Below are 17,501 nucleotides of genomic sequence, written 5' to 3' on the forward strand. Positions count from 1 at the left end.
TCAGGCGGCCTGCTGTGGGCGGCCACGGAGGATTTCGATGAGCACGTCTTCCATGCGAGAGCGGCGCGTCTCCACGTCGGAGATGAGCTGCCCTTCGGCGTAGAGGGCGCGGAGCAGCTCGCCGGACGGGGCGCAGCCATCGCGCTCCACGTAGGTGAGGGTGCGGCCGTCCTCGCTGAGGCGGGCGGTGAAGCGCTTGCCGGCCTCGGACAGGCCCGGCTGCGGCTGCTCGAAAGTGATGATGACGCGGCGCTCGCCGAAGCGGCGCAGCAGGGTGGCCTTGTCCTCCACCATGAGGAGGCGGCCCTCGTTGATGATGCCCACGCGGTCGGCCAGCTCCTCGGCCTCTTCCAGGTAGTGCGTGGTGAGGACGATGGTGGTGCCCTCCGAGGCGAGCTTGCGCACGTAGGTCCACAAGTCGCGGCGCAGCTCCACGTCCACGCCCGCGGTGGGCTCGTCGAGGAACACGAGGCGGGGCTTGTGCACCAGCGCCTTGGCGATGAGCAGCCGGCGCTTCATGCCACCGGACAGCGCGCGCGTGTACGCGTCCTTCTTCGCGTGCAGGTTGAGGGCGGTGAGCACCTCGTCGATGCGCGCGTCATCCGCGGGGCGGCCGTAGAAGCCCAGCTGGATGCGCAGCGATTCGGCCACGGTGAAGAAGGGGTCGAAGTTGATTTCCTGCGGCACGAGCCCGATGTCGTAGCGCGGACCCACCGGGTCCTGGTCCAGGTCCTTGCCGAAGACGCGGATGCTGCCGGAGGACTTCTTCACCAGGCCGCAGACGCTGCCAATCATCGTCGTCTTGCCCGCGCCGTTGGGGCCCAGCAAGGCGAAGATTTCACCGGGACGGATGGCGAGGTCCACGGTGTGAAGTGCCGTGAACTCTCCGTAACGCTTGGAGAGTCCCTGGAGTTCGAGGGCGGGGACGGACATGGCGCGCTTCCTGTAACACCTCCGGTCGCGCGGCGCTCGCCTTGTGTGCGGGCGCGGTGTCCGTCCCTGGCGACTCGCTATCGCAAGTCGGGCAGGGTGGCGCGTCGCGTTGTCCACCCGGTGTCATTCCCGCATGGCGACTTCCTGGAGCGTGCCCTCGCGGCACTGGAAGACCGCGAACGCATCCGCGCCCTGCTCCACGCTGGCGAGGCACCGCACGAGCGAACGCTGGCCGCCGGGGTGCTGGACGGTGCCGGCGTAGGGCCGGTGCAGGTGGCCACAGAGGACCAGCCGGGGCTGGAGCGCGTCCACCAGGAGCCGCGCGTACGCGTTGCCGACGAGGTCGTGGCTCGCGCTGCGGCGCTGTCCCTGGAAGTCGGCGGCCTCCTCGGGCGGGATGATGCCGGAGGGCCAGTCATGCAGCAGGAGTACGTCCGCGCGCCCGAGCGCCAGGACTCGCTCGACGTCCTGTTCGTTGAAGAAGGTGAAGTCCTTGTTGGACACGTCGCCCATCGAGGCCAGCGGCGGGCGGGACTTGCAGAAGGTGGCTTCGCGGTGGATGCCAGACAGGCCCGCCACGCGGAGGCCGTTCAACTCCACCACGCCGCTCCGGCCCAGGTAGTGGCAGTGCGGCGCCAGCTCGAAGCCCTCGGGGTACAGGTCGAGGTGACCGTAGGGCTCGTGGTTGCCGCCGATGAAGTAGACGGGCCAGGGGAAGCGGCGCCGTCGCTGGTGGTAGGCCTCGAAGTCCCCCAGGTGCCTGTGCTTCATGGGTGCGGCCATGGTGACCAGGTCGGCGTCGTGACGGTGGGGCTCGAAGTCGCCCACCTGGAGCACGAAGTCGAGCGGCCTTCGGCTGCGTTCCTCCCAGGCAGTGAGGTGACTCACCATCCGGTGCATGTGCCCGTGGACGTCGCCCACCACGGCGAAGAAGAACGTCTGGGAGGAGGACATGGCGGTTTCCGTTCTGGGGGCAGCGGACCAGGAGGTTCAGGCTGCAATCGCGGGCGAGGACGGGGGCGGTGCTTTGGGACTGACGGGTGGTTCGTGTGCGGGTGGCCTTAGAGGGCTCCGGCGAGCCGCGTTCGCAGGCGCCTGAGGCCTTCGTCGATGCGGTCTACTGTCACGCCGCCGTAGCCCAGCACCCAGCCATGGCGGGTGGGCGTCCCGGCGAAGTAGCGAGAGAGTTCTTCGATGCCGATGCCCGCGTCACGGGCCCGTCGTGTGAGCTCCCGCTCCAACCGGGCGCCGCCTCGCGTGAAGGCGACGCACAGGTGCAGGCCCGCGACGGATGGCAGTTGCTCAAAGGCGTCTCCAAAGTGGTGGCGGAGTTTCTCCGACAGCCGCGTGTGCCGTTGCTCGTACTCGCGCCGCGTCTTTCGCAGGTGCCGGGCCAGTGCTCCCGTGTCGATGAAGCGCGCGAGCGCCGCCTGCGCGGGAAGCTGGCTGTGCCAGTCCGTCACCTGCTTCGCCAGCCGGAGCTCTCGTTGGAGCGAGGGCGGCGCGACGAGGAATCCCAATCGCAGCGCGGGGAGCAGCACCTTGGAGAACGAGCCCACGTAGAGGACTCGGCCCGAACGGTCCAGGCTGTGCAACGTCTCCAAGGGCCGGCCGCCGAAGCGGAACTCGCTGTCGTAGTCGTCCTCGATGACCACCGCGTCGCGCCGCCGGGCCCAGTCGAGCAGGGCCCTGCGGCGCGCGGGCGACATCACGATGCCCAGCGGGAACTGGTGGGACGGCGTGACGTAGACGAGGCGCGTGTCGTCCGGCAGCGCCTGCATGTCGAGCCCCTCCTCGTCGACTGGCACCGGAACCACGCGGGCTCCGAGTGACTGGAACAGGAGCCGTGCGGGCGGGTAGCCGGGTTCCTCCACGGCGACGCGGTCTCCGGGCTCCAGCAGCACCCGGCCCGCGAGGTCTAGCGCCTGCTGCGCTCCATGCGTGATGAGCACGTCCGACGCTTCGGCACGAACGCCTCGGGAGACGCCCACGTGGCGTGCCACGGCCTCGCGCAGCTCGGGGTGGCCGGCCGGGTCCGCGTAGGCTGCCGTCATCACGGCGGCGCGCAGGTGCCGCGCGAGCAGCCGATGCCAGGTTTCGAACGGGAACAACGCGGCGTCGGGGGTGCCGACGCGGAAGTCATACGGCGCTGGCGGCTCGGCGGGTGGAGGGACGTGCAGCTCGCTCCAGACGGCGCGCGGACGCAGCTTCACACCGCGCGTCGCCGCCGCGCGCGCACATTGTTCCCGGGGCGCGTTCTGGACGAAGCTGCCCGCGCGGCCTCGGCCCACGAGCAGGCCCTCGGCGGCCAGCCATTCGTAGGCTACGCCCACCGTGTTGCGCGAGACGCCCAGCCGCTGGGCCAGCTCACGCGATGGAGGAACCTGCTCACCGTCCCGCAGCCGCCCGTCGAGAATCCGCGCGCGCAGCCCTCGGTAGATCTGCCCCGCGACGTCTCTGCGGTCCTGGAGGTCGACGTGAAGGTCCATGCCAGGAGCCCCTCTAGTTTGGCCCAGTGAGATTCGTCAATTCTGGCCCGGTGGGCGGGCCAGTGAGGGCGCAAGGTGACGGCGTTTCTTCACAGGAGCCATCATGAACGACACGTCCTTGTCCTCTGCGTCCTCGCGCCCGGTCGACCCTGAGCGCATGCCCTGGATTCCCATGGGCCCCGCGGGCCTCTCCTTCAAGCCGCTTCGTTTCTTCCGGGATGGCTCCGGCTGGATGTACCTCTTCCGCTTGGAGCCCGGCACCGTCATTCCCCGGCACCGCCACACCGGCGAGGTGCACGGCTTCAACCTCTCCGGGACTCGCGAGCTGCTCGACACGGGGGAGGTGATTGGCCCCGGTGGCTACGTCTACGAGCCGCCCGGCAATGTCGACAGCTGGCGGGTGACGGGCGACGCGCCGGTCGTCCTGCTGATCACCGTGCGCGGGGCCATCGAGTACCTGACGGAGGATGGCCAGGTCTCCAAGCGCGTCACGTCCGAGGACCGGCTCCAGACCTACCGCCGCTGGTGCGAGGCGAACAGCGCGCCGTTCATGGCCACACTCGAGTGAGCCCCGACGGCATGGTGTGAAGGCACGCTTGTTATGCTGACGCGGTGAAGACCCGGCACCTCAAGTCCGTGCTCCTGGCCCTGACCGTGGCGGGAGTGGCCATCCCCTACGCGGCCTTCGTGCCCTTCGTCGTGGAGCACGGGCTGGATGTTCCACTGTTCGTCGCGCAGGCCGCGGCCAATCGCATCAGCGCGTTTGCATGGCTGGACGTCGTGGTGTCCGCGGTCGTGTTGCTGGTGGCCGCGTACTCCGGCAGGTTCATCCAGCGGAATCAGGCCCTCTTCGTCACCGGCCTCACCCTGGGGGCCGGCGTTTCGGCGGGCCTGCCGCTGTTCCTGTACTTCGCGCTCGATGCCGGCGCGTTCAAGAGGGATTGAAAGAAGATGGATGCCGTCATGGAGCAGGCCCAGAGGGGGCTCCTGGCGGCACCGTTCGCTTTTCCACGCCTGCGGGGCGGGCCAAGGGGCGACGGCTTGTTCCGGGCTGCCCCCACCTGTCGGGGCCGGTCGTTCGAGCCCCACGGGGTTGGGGGACGCTCTCGCCTTGAGTGCGCTGTTGCACCCTGGTATCCGCAGAGCCCCTCACTCCACCTTAAGCAGGAAGGCCCAGATGGCCCAGAATTTCATCTTCACGATGCAGGACCTGCGCAAGGTCAAGAACGGCAAGGAGATCCTCAAGGGCATCTACCTCTCGTTCTTCCCCGGCGCGAAGATTGGCGTCATTGGCCCCAACGGCTCCGGTAAGTCGACGCTGCTGCGCATCATGGCGGGCGTGGACACGGAGTTCTTCGGGGTCGCCAAGCCAGACCCCAGCGCCAAGGTCGGCTACCTGGCGCAGGAGCCGCAGCTCGACGCCTCGCTCGACGTGAAGGGCAACGTCGAGCTGGGTCTGAAGGAGATTCGCGCCACGCTGGACCGCTTCAACGAGGTCAGCGCGAAGTTCGCCGAGCCCATGAGCGACGCGGAGATGGAGAAGCTGCTGGCCGAGCAGGGCCGGCTGCAGGACGCCATCGACGCGGTGAATGGCTGGGAGTTGGACCGCACGATTGAAATGGCCATGGACGCGCTGCGCCTGCCGCCGGGCGACGCGGACGTGACGAAGCTGTCCGGTGGTGAGAAGCGCCGCGTGGCGCTGTGCCGCATCCTGCTGGAGAAGCCGGACCTGCTCCTGCTGGACGAGCCCACCAACCACCTGGACGCGGAGAGCGTCGCGTGGCTGGAGCAGGCGCTCAAGGAGTACAAGGGCACCATCGTCTGCATCACCCACGACCGGTATTTCCTGGACAACGCGGCCGAGTGGATTCTGGAGCTGGACCGCGGCGAGGGTGTGCCCTGGAAGGGCAACTACTCCAGCTGGCTGGAGCAGAAGCAGAAGCGCCTGGAGCTGGAGGAGAAGTCGGAGAGCCACCGCCAGAAGACGCTCAAGCGCGAGCTGGAGTGGGTGCGTGCCTCCCCGAAGGCCCGTCAGGCCAAGAGCAAGGCGCGCATCGCGGCCTACGAGGAACTGCTCAACCAGACGCAGGACAAGCGCGACGCGACGGGCGAGGTCATCATTCCGCCCGGGCCGCCGCTGGGCGGGCTCGTCATCGAAGCCAAGGGGCTGCGCAAGGCCTACGGCGACCGGCTGCTCATCGACGACCTGAGCTTCAAGCTGCCGCCGGGTGGCATCGTGGGCGTCATCGGTCCCAACGGCGCGGGCAAGACGACGCTGTTCCGGATGATGACGGGCGTGGAGTCGCCGGACGCGGGCGAGCTGCGCATCGGCGAGACGGTGAAGCTGGCCTACGTGGACCAGAGCCGCGACGCGCTGGACGGCGACAACACGGTGTTCCAGGAGGTGAGCGGAGGGCTGGACCACCTGGACCTGGGCAAGGCCGGGCAGGTGCCCAGCCGCGCGTACCTGGCGGGCTTCGCCTTCAAGGGGCAGGACCAGCAGAAGCGGGTGAAGGACCTGTCCGGCGGTGAGCGCAACCGCACGCACCTGGCGAAGATGCTCAAGAGCGGCGGCAACCTGCTGCTGCTCGACGAGCCCACCAACGACCTGGACGTGGAGACGCTGCGGAGCCTGGAGGACGCGCTGCTGAGCTTCGCGGGTTGCGCGGTGGTCATCAGCCACGACCGCTGGTTCCTCGACCGCATCGCCACGCACATCCTCGCGTTCGAGGGCGACAGCAAGGCGTTCTTCTTCGAGGGCAACTTCGAGGACTACGAGGCGGACAAGAAGAAGCGCCTAGGCCCCGAGGCCCTGGAGCCGCACCGCATCCGCTACCGGCCGATTACGAAGAGCTGAGCTGCTGCAGCCCGGAGCCACCGTACCGTGAGGTGCGGTGGCTCCACGGTGCTTCAGCAGCTGTGGATGCAGTCCACCGTGTAGAACGGCGTCACGTCCTCGGTGTTGTAGCAATCCGGGTTCGCGCAGGAGCAGTGCAGCGTCATCACGTACTCCGTGAGCGCCTCGTCGTTGTAGTACGTGTACGTGCAGGCCTGGTTGAGCGACTCGGCCTCGGCGACGGGCGTGTACCCCAGGCCGCCGACGACAACCCCCGCGGGAACCGCCAGCACCGCGAACGCCATGAGCAGCTTCTTCATGTCTCTCTCCTGAGTCAGGGCCGGTACTCCCAGTGCCAGGGCTCGGACGGGACGGTGCGCACGAAGCCGAAGTTCTTCGCGTTGTTGGCCATCCACCGGTACGTCGAGGTGCCAGTGCCGCCCGTGTTGACGTCCACCGCGATGCCGCCCTGGTGGTTGGAGTAGCCCGGAGGCGCGGCCAGGTTGCCGGTGCCGTTCTTGTACGCGCGGTACAGAGCTTCCTGCTCCCCCATGCTGCGGAAGCCGCTGTTCACCTTCAGGGTGATGCCCTGCGCGCGCGCCGCCGCGTACATGCGGTTGTACGCCGCCGCCGCGTCCGAGCGCATCTCCTTGCCGTTCGGGACCGACGAGAGCGAAATCTGCCGAGGCTGCCCGTTCACATAGCCCGTGACGACGCGTCCGCCACCGCCTCCGCCCGGGTTGGTGACGGGGCCCTGCACGTTGATGCCCAGCTTGTCCCACGTCTTGGGACCGACGATGCCGTCCGCCACCAGACCGCGGGACTGCTGGAAGGCCTTCACCGCGGACAGCGTCTTCGGACCGAACGCGCCGTCCGCCGTGCCCGACTTGAAGCCCAGCACGTTGAGCCGCTGCTGGAGCGCACGCACCGGCTCGCCCCGCGCGCCATTGCGCAGCGTGGGGCCCGAGCCGCCCGTACCGCCCGCGGAGTTGAGCGCGCTCCACGTCTTGGGCCCGACGATGCCGTCCACCTGGAGCCCACGCGCACGCTGGAAGGACTGCACCGCCGCCTGTGTCTTCGGACCGAACACGCCATCCGCGGCGCCTGGGTTGAAGCCCGCGGCCCTGAGCTTGTTCTGGAGTTGCGTCACGGCCGCGCCGCGCGCGCCACTGCGCAGCGTGGGCGAGGCAGAACGGGACGTGCTGCTGGACGCAGCCGCGGAGGAGCGGGCAATGGCTACCATGGGGGGACTCTTCCCTTAAAAGAAGAATGGAGTTGGACCCATTTTCCCAACCGCTCAAATAAAGTTGCCTGGGATTCCGTCAAAAACGCGTGTCAATCCAAGCGCGCGCTCATGATTGAGCTGCGTTTCGTGGCGTGACGGAAAATTTGCGCCAAGGTGACAGTGGGCAGACGGGATTCGTGGCATTCATTGTTGTGGAAATATTCCACCTTCTTCGTCTGATTTGTCATTGCTGACGCGGGAAGGGGATGTGCGGTGGAGTCGCACGTGTGGCGCCCAGAACTCACCCCTGGTGTGGAGCCGCACGGGCAGGGCCCAGGCACCCAACCTGGCGGCCGATCAAGCCCCGGGGAAACGCCCGTAAAGGCCGTTTCATAGAGAAAATCTCAGGTTCCTGAAGGAACAACCTTGGGAAGTGCCCCGTCGGAAGGCTGTTCTAGTCCGGTCGGGACAAGAAGTGGCCGACGAAGCTTGCATTCGTCCCGCGCTGCTGAATGTTGTCCCCAAGGTTTTTTCTAGGGAGAGAGAGTCATGAAGGGAAGCTTCGCCAAGCGCATCACACTGTTCGTCCTGACCAACCTCGCGGTGGTCGCGATGCTGGCGATCGTCGGGCAGCTCATCGGGGTGGAGAACCTGCTCGCCCGCCGCGGCGTGGGGCTGAACCTGCCGGGCCTGCTCATCATGGCGGCGGTGATGGGCTTCGGCGGCGCCATCTTCTCGCTGCTCATCTCCAAGCCCATGGCCAAGTGGAGCACGGGGGCGAAGGTCATCACGTCGCCGCGCTCGGAGGACGAGCGCTGGCTGCTGGAGACGGTGCACCGGCTGGCCCGCGACGCGGGCATCGGCATGCCCGATGTGGCCATCTACGACAGCCCGGACATGAACGCCTTCGCCACGGGCGCCAAGCGCAACAGCGCCCTGGTCGCGGTGTCCACCGGCCTGCTCCATGGCATGAAGCGGGACGAGGTGGAGGCCGTGCTCGGCCACGAGGTGGCCCACGTGGCCAACGGTGACATGGTGACGCTCACGCTGCTGCAGGGCGTGCTCAACACCTTCGTCATCTTCCTCAGCCGCGTGGTGGGCTTCTTCGTGGACCGCTTCCTCAGCCGCTCCGAGGATGGCGAGGAGAGCGGCGGCTCGGGGCCGGCCTACTTCATCACCAGCATCGTGCTCCAAATCGTGTTTGGCATTGGCGCCAGCATGATCGTGGCCTGGTACAGCCGCCGGCGTGAGTTCCGCGCGGATGACGGCGGCGCGCAGCTGGTGGACCCGGGCGCCATGGCGCGGGCGCTGAACCGGCTGCGCATGCAGCAGGGGGAGCCGGCCATGCTGCCGTCCAACATGCAGGCGTTCGGCATCCGGGGCGGCGGGATGATGGCGCTCTTCTCCAGCCACCCGCCGCTGGAGCTGCGCATCCAGCGCCTGATGGACGGCAGCTGGAAGAGCTGACGCGAGCGCGGTCGTAACGCCGGCACATGTCACGAATGTGTGACATGTGCCGGGCTGTTCCGTGACACGGCGAAGGGGCCTGTGACGGTGAGGCAACAACAAGGGCCCTTGCGTTGCGGCAGTTCATTCCGTCCTGTAACGGGAGCGCAAACTCGAGCCCGTGCGCGCTTTCGCGCTCTGCTGGCAGTTCCGCGCCGTCATGACCCCCACCGCTTCGTTCCGCGCTGCTCTCCAGGTCCTGTTGTCCGGCTCCGCGCTGCTTCTGGCGCCTCTTGCCCACGCGCAGCAGGACGAGGCCGCGCCCTCGTCCTCCACCGAGACACCTCCTGCTTCCGAGCCGACGCCCACGCCGACGCCGGTTCCCGAGGCGGCGATGCCCGAGCCGGAGACGAAGCCCGAGGCGGAGAAGAAGGAGCAGGCCTGGTACGACCGCATCCGCATCCGGGGCTACACGCAGTTCCGCTACAACCGGCTGCCCAGCTTCCGGGTGAATGACGAGCTGGTCAACGACCAGGGCGACCGCTTCCTCGGCAAGAACACCGGCTTTGGCATCCGGCGCGCGCGCCTCGTGCTGTTCGGTGACGTCTCCGACCGCGTGTCCATCTACCTCCAGCCGGACTTCGCGTCGGTCATCGGGGACCAGTACAACGTCACCATCATGCGGGACTGGTACGCGGACATCTTCCTGGACGCGAAGAAGGAGTTCCGGCTGCGCGTGGGCCAGTCGAAGGTGCCGTTCGGCTTCGAGAACCTCCAGTCCAGCCAGAACCGCGTTCCCCTGGATCGCAATGACGGCATCAACAGCGGGCTCAAGGACGAACGCGACCTGGGCGTCTTCTTCTACTGGGCGCCCGACGAAATCCGGAAGCGCTTCAAGTTCCTCGTCGACAACAACCTGAAGGGCTCCGGCGACTACGGCGTGGTCGGCTTCGGCGTCTTCAACGGCCAGACGGCCAACCGCGCCGAGCGCAATGACACGCCGCATGGTGTCGTTCGCGTCACGTGGCCCTTCCTGTTCGGCTCGCAGTACGTGGAAGCGGGCGTGGGCGGCTACTACGGCCGCTTCGACCTCACTGCCTCGCCGCGTGACGGCGCGCCCTACGCGCTCGCCCGGGGCTCCAACATGGTGGACGCGCGCGCCATCGTCAGCCTGGTCATCTACCCGCAGCCGCTGGGCTTCCAGGCCGAGTTCAACCTGGGCCGCGGTCCCTCGCTGGGCGAGGGGCCCGTCGATGGCCTGCTCATCGACAGCCGCCAGCTCCGGGGCGGCTATGCGCAGCTCATGTACAAGCTGGACGGCGTGCTAGGCGTGTCCCTCATCCCCTACATCCGAGGCACCCTCTACGACGGCGGCAAGAAGTTCGAGACGAACGCGCCGCTCTACGACGTGCGGGAGATGGAGATGGGCGCCGAGTGGCAGCTGAACAAGGTCTTGGAGCTGACGGGCACCTACCTCATCTCGGACCGCACCTCGTCCCGCTATCCGTATATCCAGCAGCAGGGACACGTGACGCGCGTCCAGCTTCAGGTCAATTATTGAGCAATTCTGGATGCTGCCGCCGGGTGTCTGTCACAATCCTGTGACTGGTGCGGTGCGTCAGGGCTTGTTCATGTGCACTGGATTTGAACGCTGAGGCTGTTGTTTCGCGGCTTGCGCAACTTTCGGATATTGATCCGGAAAACCATGGAGGCGTCTGACTTACTTCGCCCCCCATGGAGCCGCTGATGACTGGTAGCAACTCCTATCGAATCCGCCAGGGAGATACGCTCAGCGCCATCGCCCGGCGCAACAACACGACCGTCGATGCGCTGGCGCGAGCGAACAACCTCCAGAACCCGGACCGCATCATCGCCGGGAAGACCCTGGTCATTCCGGGCGCCAACGATGGCTTCGAGGCCAATGCGCCTCGTCCGATGCCGCGCCCAGCCAACCGGCTGGCGGGTACGTCACAGAACCGTGACAGCTTTGAGCCTGGCACCGCGCAGGGCACCGTGGCGCAGGGCGTCACGCCGGCGGGCACCGCTGGCGTGTCTGGCACCCAGAATGGCTATCGCAACATCGACCTGACGGCCTTCCGCCAGGGCGGGTCCAACTCCGAGTCCGCCATTGTCGTTGGCACCTCGGAAGGCAACCGCACGCCGAACGGTGGCTTCACGGCGAGCTACGGGGGCCACACCGACCCGGGCAATGCCAAGCACAACCGCGGCTCGTTCTCCTACCAGGGTGGCGGCGCGAACTCCCCGTCGCACGCGGACGAAATCTGGAACCGCGAGCTGGGCCGCGTCACGCCGCAGTACCAGCGCGCCGCCGAGCGCGCGGGCCTGGACCCGAACAACGCGCTGCTGGCCTCCACCTTCTACGACCTGCACACGCAGTCGCCCCGCGCGGCGCAGAACTTCCTCAACCGCGAGCTGCCCAAGCTGGCGCAGGACCCCCGTGGCGTGACGTCCGAGGCGCTCGTCGACGCGCGCGTGAATGCGTTCCGCACGGACAACGGGCAGATCAGCGCCTCCGGCTTCGACCACAACGAGCAGCGCCTGCGCGCCGACCAGACGCGGCGTGAGACGGCGTTGGTCCGGGCCCTGGACGCGCGCGGCTACCGCGACGGCGGCGGCGCGGTCGAAAACGCGCCCATCCCGCGCCCGCGCCCGGAGAACCTCACGGCGGGCACCACGGAGCTGCCCGCCGAGGTCCCCATCCCGCGCCCGCGCCCGGAGAACCTCCAGGCCTCCAACACCACCGAGGGCGCGACGCCCACTGACTTGAGCGACACGGCGGAGATCGCGCCCGCGGCGGACCGCCCGGCGGTGCAGACGGCCACGCCGTGGGTCAGCCAGTACAACGCGTCGAAGGTGGAGCGTGCCGGTGACAAGGCCTGCTTCCGCGCCGCGGTGGTGATGGCCGCGGGCGCCGGGGCCACCGTGACGGGGCCGGACAACCGCATCCAGGTGGCCACGGGGGATGACCCGAACGGCGGCGTCACGGTGAATGCCGCGGCGGCGCGCCGGGGCCGTGAGTACATCGATGGCCAGCTCGACGCGGGCAAGCCCGTCGTCGTGGGCGTGGACCACCGCTCTGGCCGGAACTCGGACAACGTGGACGGCATCACCGACCACTTCGTGGTGATTACGGGCCGCGGCACGGACGAGCAGGGCCGCACGTACTACACGTTCCACGACCCGGCGACGAACCACGAGCAGCGCGGCGCGGACACCAACCCGAACAACCGCTTCTACGTGGACCAGGACACGGGCAACCTCTACCGGGAGGGCCCCACCACGGGCAACGTCGTCCAGCGGCACTTTGAAGTGTCGATGGTCCGGCCGAACGCCTAGCCGTTCCGCTGGGAGACGTGCAGGGCGCTGGGAAGCCCTGATTCCAGGCGCACCCGAGGCGGGAAGGAGTGACTTCCCGCCTCCGGGCGTTCAGTCAGGAACTGGGCGCGGGCGCGCGGCGCGATATGGTCGCCTGTGCCCCGAGGAGCCATGAACTTCGTCTTCATCTCCCCCCACTTCCCTCCGCATTACTTCCACTTCATCTCCGCGCTGCGGGAGCGGGGCGTCACGGTTCTGGGCATCGGTGACGCGTCCTACGAGTCGCTCCGCCCCGAGCTGAAGGAGTCCCTGCGCGAGTACTACTTCGTCCCCAGCCTCATGGACGAGGATGCGCTCACCCGCGCGGCGGGATACCTCACGTGGCGGCACGGCCGCATCCACCGCATCGACTCGCTCAACGAGTCCTGGCTGGAGGTGGAGGCGCGCTTGCGTGGGGACTTCAACGTGCCGGGCCTGCAGCCCGCGGACATCCACCGGCTGCGCTCCAAGTCCGGCATGGCGGAGGTGTTCCAGGAAGCGGGCGTGCCGCACCCGGACCTCATTCGCGTCCGCGACGCCGCGCAGGTGAAGGCGTTCGCCGCGCGCGTGGGCTACCCGCTGGTGCTCAAGCCGGACGTGGGCGTGGGCGCCGCCAACACCTTCAAGGTGGCCAGCGACGCGGAGGTGGACGCGGCCCTGTCCTATCCGCTGCCCACCACCTACGTGGCACAGCCCTTCGTGCGCGGCACCATCGTCACCTACGACGGCATCGTGGACCGGCACGGCGTCATCGTCTTCAACCTCAGTCACGAATACAGCGACGGAGGCATGGAGACGGTGGTGGAGCAGCGCGACATCTCCTTCTGGAGCCACAAGGAGATTCCCCCCGCGCTGGACGTGCTGGGCCGGCAGGTGGTGGCCGCCTTCGGCCTGCGCGAGCGCTGGTTCCACCTGGAGTTCTTCCGTCTGCCAGATGGCCGCTTCATGGTGCTGGAGGCCAACCTGCGGCCGCCCGGCGGCTTCATGGTGGACATGATGAACTACACGTGTGACATCGACGTGTACCGGCTCTGGGCGCGGGTGGTGACGGGCGACCCGGTGGCGGACTTTCGCTTCACGCCGCGCTACCACGTCTGTCACAGCGCGCGCCGCAAGTCCCGCCGCTACCGGCACCCGCACGCGGACGTGGAGAAGAAGCTGGGCACGTCACTCATCCTCCACCGCGAGCTGCCGAGCATCTACCACAGCCTCCTGGGCGAGGAGATGTACCTCACCCGCCACGCGGACATGGACGCCCTGCGGGATACGGTGCGCTTCATCCAGGACAAGGCGTAGCGCGCTCAGCGCGCCGCCCAGGTGAGCTGGTAGGTGGTGCTGTCCGCGTCCTCGTGGATGCGCGCCACGCGGGGGGACTCGGCGCCGCCCAGGCGCAGCAGGGACTCGAAGAGCGCCTCCGCGTAGCCGGGCGCGTCCACCCGCGAGTTCATCCGCATGGCGTAGGTGGTGGGGCCCTGCTCGGTGAGCTCCACCTCCGTGTAGTTGTCGGTGGCGCGCAGCGTCTGCGGCAGGCGCTGCACCAGGCGGCGGGGGCCCAGCAGCCGCATGACGCCGTACACCGCGCGGCCCAAGACGGTGCGCCCGTAGCCCTGCACGTGGCGCTCGGCGAGCTGGCGGAAGGCCTCCTCCCGGGGCAGGCCCGGAAAGGCCTCCTCGACGATGACGTCGAGGCACTTTCCCCACAGGAGCACCGGATAGCCCGGCAGCAGGGGCCGGTCCAGGTCGATGCCCGCCTGCCGCAACCGGTGCTTGAGGCGGGGCGACACGCTGCCGCGCAGCCCGTGCTCGAGCAGGCCCTCCACCACCTGGACGTAGACGAGCCGCTGCTCCAGGGGAACCGCCCTGCGGTGCTTCATTCGAAGCGCCTCACCCCAGCAGCCAGCGCATGGCGGAGGGCAGGCGCCGCTGCCAGTCCCGCTCGTGGTGCCCGCCGTGTGGATCCAACACCAGCGCCAGTTCGTGGTCCGCGTAGCCCAGGTGCTTGAGGTGCTCGTAGAAGGCGCGCGTGGATTCGCCGTAGTAGACGGGCACGCCGCTGGCGTCCGTGTACTCGTGGGCGCCCGCGTCCAGGTAGATGCGCGTCCAGCGGCGGCTGTGCGCCGACCATGCGCCGAAGAGCTGGTTGGCGCCCCACGTCACGGTGGGAGACAGGGCGCCGATGCGGCCGAACACCTCCGGATAGCGGCACCCGAGGTAGAGCGAAATCAGGCCGCCCAGCGACGAGCCCATGGCGCCCGTCCACTGCGGCTCCGTCCGGGTGCGGTAGGTGCGGTCCACCAGCGGCTTGAGGTGCTCCACCAGGAAGCGGCCGTAGGCCTCGCCGCGCGCGTGCATCGGGCTGCGCGGTTCATTCCACGGCGAATAGTCGTGCACGCGCCCCACGCCCGAGTCCACCGCGACGATGAGCCACGGCTCCAGGCTTCCTTCGCCCACGCCGTGCTCCAACGCGAGGTTGGCGCACCAGGTCTCGAAGAGGGCGGATTCGGGGTGGGCGAACACGTTCTGCCCGTCGTGCATGTACAGCACGGGGAACCGATGGCCCGGCATCGCATCGTATGCGTGGGGGGTGTAGACGCGCACGGTGCGCGCGAAGCCCTCCTGGGGGGAGGGGAAGTCTCGGACGATGTGGACGTGGCCCATGGGAACCGGGTGCCAGCATACCTGGAGGGGGTGACCGGTCGGGAAGCGCTGGCCCCGGGGATGCACAGGCGACGGGCGGACCGCGCGGTGCTCCCAATCTGCGTGGAAAGCTGCTTAATCTGGAGTTCCATCATGGAGCTGGAACACCCGCATCTGGCGGTCCTGCTGCTCACCACCGAGTCCGACTTGCGCGAGGCGCGGGAGGCCTTGGATGGCAGCGAGGAGTCACGCCTTCGTTACGTCGCCGCGGAGAGCCGCGCGGAGGCCGCGTACTTCCTGGCGTGGGACCTGCTGGAAGTCGACCCGCGCATGGGCCGGGCCTGAGCTCCTGACACGCGTGTCCCGCCTTTGGACGGCGCGTCCGCGTGCCGGACGGCCCGTGAGAAGGGGGCTGCTGTAGGGAATCGTGGTCCTGGATGTGCACAAGGCGCGGTGCGTGCGTCGGGTGCTCTGGGTGGGATGGTGTTTGGGTTGGTGGCTGGCGGGCGCGCTGCCCGTGCATGCCGCGCCGTATGAAGTGGAGCCCGAGTCCGTGGGCGCGCAGGACCTGCTCGCGCTCGTGGAAGAGGGCGCCATCTCCGCCGAGACACTCTCCACGCTGCTGGCCTTGCGACGGACGGGCGTGGACCTGGGGCTGGCGTCGCGTGCCTCGCTCTACGGCTTGCCGGGGCTGACGTACTCGGACGTGGATGTGCTGCTGCGGTCGCGGGGAGAAGGCGGCGCCGCGGGTGGCGCGTTGACGGAGGCGGCGTCGCGGCGGCTCGCGCCGTTCCTGGAGGTACGGACGCCAGGACGGCTGTCGGGTGACGCGCGGTTGATGATGGCCTTCGCGGCGTCGGATGGGCTGCCGCCACCGTTGGCGTTGCAGGTCCGCGCTGGAGGGCTCGCGGGGCTTCGGGTGGGACTGCTGACGACGCTGGCCCGGCGGACGCTGGAGCCTCCGCGCAGGGACGCGCGGCGGCGTGCCTTCGTGGTGGAGGCGCCCGGGACGTCCGTCATGCTGCCCAAGCTGTACGTGCAGTGGACGGGAGCGCGCGCGTCGCTGCTGGCGGGGACGTACCGGCTGGGCTTCGGACAGCGGCTCACGCTGGACACCACGGCGCTGCCGTCACCCGACGGGTTCCTTCCTGACGATAACGTGCGTCCTCCGGCGGGATTGGAGCGCGCGTGTCTGGCGGGCGGTGCGGGTTGCGAGCCCGAGGAACGCCTGTCGGACGTCACTCCGGACTTCCGCTGGGACGAGGGCTTTCGGGGCGTCGCGGGCACGGTGCGAGGTCCGCTGGGGACGGGGGCCGCGCTGTCGCTCACCGGCTTCGGCTCGTATCAGTCCCGTGCGCTGGCTCGGCATGCGGTGCTGGACCGCTCGTTGTGTCCGTCGTCCGCCCGAGGCGTGTGCAAGGCCCCTGACGTCTGGGTGTCCGTGGCGGAGGGGCGATGGGAGAAGCTCACGGCACGGACGCTGCCGGGGATGTTCCGAGAGCTGGCGGGCGGTGGCAACGCGACGCTGGCGCTGTCGTCGCGGAGCCATGTGGGGCTCACCGGTTGGATGGCTCGGCCCGTGTGGGGCCAGGAGGGGGCGAAGCTCGACTTCCAGCCCAACGCCCGCTACCCAGCGGGAGGTGCCTTTGGCGCATTCGGGCTCGACGCCGCGTGGGGGCGTGGCGCGCTGGACGTCTTCTTTGAAGGCACACGCAGCTTCGATGCCGCGCCGGGTGGCGGCGGGGACTTCGGTGCGGTGCAGCGCACCGTGCTGTCAGGGGAGTCGCGCGAGCTGGAGCTGTCGCTGCGCTACTACGGGCGCGGTTTCGCCAATCCCTACAGCGGCGCGACGTCAGGCCCGGATGCGCTGGAAGGACTGCGCGTCCGCAACGAGCTGGGCGCCCGGCTGCGCTATCTCCACCGTGAGGAAGGCGCATGGCGGCTGCGAGGGCAGGTGGACGCCTGGACGCTGCCCGCGGATGGGGCGGTGTCTGGGAGCGCGGGCACGCTGCATGCGCGTGCCTCGATGCGCGGGGACCTTCGGGTGCGGCCCTGGCTTCAGCCCTCGCTCCAGGTGGAGTTGCGTGACAACGGCGTGGGTGGGATGGGGGCGTGCGCGGATGACTCGCTCTCCGCGCAAGAGGTGGCGGACCTGTGCGCCAGCGCGCGGTACGGCGTCACCGCCCGGGTGCGCTCCGACGTCGCGAAGGGGCTGACGGTTTCGCTCCAGTACGGACATGCGCGCGTGCAGGCACCCGAGACGAAGGGACTTCGCGACGACGCGCAGGCGGTGCTGGATGTCCGTGCCCAGCCGCTCGCGTCGCTGAAGTTGCATGGGCGACTGGTGTGGAAGGACCAGGACCTTTCCGAGCGCAGCCGGCTTCAACAGGAGCTGCGGACCGCGCTGGATGTCGCGTGGAGGGTGTCGAGCGCCGTGTCCGCCCGGGGCCGGTACGCGTGGGTGCTCGACTTGAAGGACGCGCGCGTGGCGCGTGTGCCTCCCGACCCGCCGCGCCACCTCTTCCACCTGGAGTTGGAGACGCGCTTTTGACGGAGCTGA

The 17,501-nt window shown here is 68.8% G+C and carries 16 protein-coding genes; 9 read left to right on the forward strand and 7 right to left on the reverse strand.

What is annotated here, in order from left to right:
• The 3 genes from BHS09_RS02865 to pdxR form a co-directional block, all read right to left on the reverse strand.
• Entirely contained in the window at nucleotides 1–933 is a 933-nt protein-coding gene (locus tag BHS09_RS02865; RefSeq protein ID WP_140786996.1) for an ABC transporter ATP-binding protein, read from the reverse strand.
• Between the two features lie 123 nt (nucleotides 934–1,056).
• On the reverse strand, nucleotides 1,057–1,887 hold the full coding sequence (locus BHS09_RS02870; RefSeq protein ID WP_140797094.1) for a metallophosphoesterase: 831 nt from the start codon (nucleotides 1,885–1,887) through the stop codon (nucleotides 1,057–1,059).
• A 107-nt stretch (nucleotides 1,888–1,994) separates the two neighbouring features.
• A complete protein-coding gene (gene pdxR, locus BHS09_RS02875) occupies nucleotides 1,995–3,422 on the reverse strand; it encodes a MocR-like pyridoxine biosynthesis transcription factor PdxR (RefSeq protein ID WP_140797095.1) in 1,428 nt (475 codons plus the stop codon).
• Between the two features lie 103 nt (nucleotides 3,423–3,525).
• Between pdxR and BHS09_RS02880 the strand changes: the two genes are divergently transcribed.
• The 3 genes from BHS09_RS02880 (at nucleotide 3,526) to ettA (ending at nucleotide 6,279) form a co-directional block, all read left to right on the forward strand.
• Nucleotides 3,526–3,990 (forward strand): 2,4'-dihydroxyacetophenone dioxygenase family protein, encoded by a 465-nt coding sequence (locus BHS09_RS02880; RefSeq protein ID WP_140797096.1) that lies wholly within the window; start codon nucleotides 3,526–3,528, stop codon nucleotides 3,988–3,990.
• Between the two features lie 44 nt (nucleotides 3,991–4,034).
• A complete protein-coding gene (locus tag BHS09_RS02885) occupies nucleotides 4,035–4,367 on the forward strand; it encodes a DUF2834 domain-containing protein (RefSeq protein WP_140787003.1) in 333 nt (110 codons plus the stop codon).
• A gap of 232 nt (nucleotides 4,368–4,599) precedes the next feature.
• On the forward strand, nucleotides 4,600–6,279 hold the full coding sequence (gene ettA / locus BHS09_RS02890; protein WP_140787005.1) for an energy-dependent translational throttle protein EttA: 1,680 nt from the start codon (nucleotides 4,600–4,602) through the stop codon (nucleotides 6,277–6,279).
• A gap of 53 nt (nucleotides 6,280–6,332) precedes the next feature.
• Here ettA and BHS09_RS02895 read toward each other — a convergent pair whose 3' ends face one another.
• A complete protein-coding gene (locus BHS09_RS02895) occupies nucleotides 6,333–6,578 on the reverse strand; it encodes a hypothetical protein (protein WP_140787007.1) in 246 nt (81 codons plus the stop codon).
• Nucleotides 6,579–6,592: 14 nt separating this feature from the next.
• A complete protein-coding gene (locus tag BHS09_RS02900) occupies nucleotides 6,593–7,501 on the reverse strand; it encodes a peptidoglycan-binding protein (RefSeq protein WP_140797097.1) in 909 nt (302 codons plus the stop codon).
• Between the two features lie 531 nt (nucleotides 7,502–8,032).
• Between BHS09_RS02900 and htpX the strand changes: the two genes are divergently transcribed.
• The 4 genes from htpX (at nucleotide 8,033) to BHS09_RS02920 (ending at nucleotide 13,600) form a co-directional block, all read left to right on the forward strand.
• The gene (htpX, locus tag BHS09_RS02905) at nucleotides 8,033–8,950 is read left to right on the forward strand and encodes a protease HtpX (RefSeq protein WP_140787010.1); all 918 of its coding nucleotides are present in this window, start codon (nucleotides 8,033–8,035) and stop codon (nucleotides 8,948–8,950) included.
• A 160-nt stretch (nucleotides 8,951–9,110) separates the two neighbouring features.
• Entirely contained in the window at nucleotides 9,111–10,490 is a 1,380-nt protein-coding gene (locus tag BHS09_RS02910) for a porin (RefSeq protein ID WP_140797098.1), read from the forward strand.
• A gap of 185 nt (nucleotides 10,491–10,675) precedes the next feature.
• A complete protein-coding gene (locus BHS09_RS02915) occupies nucleotides 10,676–12,286 on the forward strand; it encodes a LysM peptidoglycan-binding domain-containing protein (RefSeq protein ID WP_237077991.1) in 1,611 nt (536 codons plus the stop codon).
• A 150-nt stretch (nucleotides 12,287–12,436) separates the two neighbouring features.
• Nucleotides 12,437–13,600: an ATP-grasp domain-containing protein gene (locus BHS09_RS02920; RefSeq protein WP_174259178.1), complete on the forward strand. Its 1,164-nt coding sequence runs from the start codon at nucleotides 12,437–12,439 to the stop codon at nucleotides 13,598–13,600.
• A 5-nt stretch (nucleotides 13,601–13,605) separates the two neighbouring features.
• Here BHS09_RS02920 and BHS09_RS02925 read toward each other — a convergent pair whose 3' ends face one another.
• Together BHS09_RS02925 and BHS09_RS02930 are read right to left on the reverse strand one after the other, a co-directional pair.
• Nucleotides 13,606–14,178, reverse strand: a complete 573-nt coding sequence (locus tag BHS09_RS02925) for a DUF2378 family protein (protein ID WP_140787017.1) — start codon at nucleotides 14,176–14,178, stop codon at nucleotides 13,606–13,608.
• A 10-nt stretch (nucleotides 14,179–14,188) separates the two neighbouring features.
• Nucleotides 14,189–14,962: an alpha/beta hydrolase gene (locus BHS09_RS02930; RefSeq protein ID WP_140787019.1), complete on the reverse strand. Its 774-nt coding sequence runs from the start codon at nucleotides 14,960–14,962 to the stop codon at nucleotides 14,189–14,191.
• Between the two features lie 132 nt (nucleotides 14,963–15,094).
• On the opposite strand from BHS09_RS02930, the gene BHS09_RS02935 reads away from it, so the two are divergent.
• Both BHS09_RS02935 and BHS09_RS02940 read left to right on the forward strand, forming a co-directional pair.
• Complete coding sequence (locus BHS09_RS02935; protein WP_140787021.1) at nucleotides 15,095–15,286, forward strand: hypothetical protein; 192 nt, start codon at nucleotides 15,095–15,097, stop codon at nucleotides 15,284–15,286.
• Nucleotides 15,287–15,398: 112 nt separating this feature from the next.
• Nucleotides 15,399–17,492 carry a hypothetical protein gene (locus BHS09_RS02940; RefSeq protein ID WP_237080162.1) on the forward strand — a complete coding sequence of 698 codons (2,094 nt, stop codon included), beginning with the start codon at nucleotides 15,399–15,401 and terminating at the stop codon, nucleotides 17,490–17,492.
• Nucleotides 17,493–17,501: the final 9 nt, after the last annotated feature.

Source organism: Myxococcus xanthus, from assembly GCF_006402735.1.
Lineage (GTDB): Bacteria > Myxococcota > Myxococcia > Myxococcales > Myxococcaceae > Myxococcus > Myxococcus xanthus_A.

Coding starts and splice junctions, on each gene's coding strand:
- htpX (WP_140787010.1), top strand. CDS start 8,033: ATGAAGGGAAGCTTCGCCAAGCGCATCACACTGTTCGTCCTGACCAAC.
- BHS09_RS02915 (WP_237077991.1), top strand. CDS start 10,676: ATGACTGGTAGCAACTCCTATCGAATCCGCCAGGGAGATACGCTCAGC.
- BHS09_RS02895 (WP_140787007.1), bottom strand. CDS start 6,578: ATGAAGAAGCTGCTCATGGCGTTCGCGGTGCTGGCGGTTCCCGCGGGG.
- BHS09_RS02900 (WP_140797097.1), bottom strand. CDS start 7,501: ATGGTAGCCATTGCCCGCTCCTCCGCGGCTGCGTCCAGCAGCACGTCC.
- pdxR (WP_140797095.1), bottom strand. CDS start 3,422: ATGGACCTTCACGTCGACCTCCAGGACCGCAGAGACGTCGCGGGGCAG.
- BHS09_RS02870 (WP_140797094.1), bottom strand. CDS start 1,887: ATGTCCTCCTCCCAGACGTTCTTCTTCGCCGTGGTGGGCGACGTCCAC.
- ettA (WP_140787005.1), top strand. CDS start 4,600: ATGGCCCAGAATTTCATCTTCACGATGCAGGACCTGCGCAAGGTCAAG.
- BHS09_RS02880 (WP_140797096.1), top strand. CDS start 3,526: ATGAACGACACGTCCTTGTCCTCTGCGTCCTCGCGCCCGGTCGACCCT.
- BHS09_RS02925 (WP_140787017.1), bottom strand. CDS start 14,178: ATGAAGCACCGCAGGGCGGTTCCCCTGGAGCAGCGGCTCGTCTACGTC.
- BHS09_RS02920 (WP_174259178.1), top strand. CDS start 12,437: ATGAACTTCGTCTTCATCTCCCCCCACTTCCCTCCGCATTACTTCCAC.
- BHS09_RS02865 (WP_140786996.1), bottom strand. CDS start 933: ATGTCCGTCCCCGCCCTCGAACTCCAGGGACTCTCCAAGCGTTACGGA.
- BHS09_RS02935 (WP_140787021.1), top strand. CDS start 15,095: ATGGAGCTGGAACACCCGCATCTGGCGGTCCTGCTGCTCACCACCGAG.
- BHS09_RS02930 (WP_140787019.1), bottom strand. CDS start 14,962: ATGGGCCACGTCCACATCGTCCGAGACTTCCCCTCCCCCCAGGAGGGC.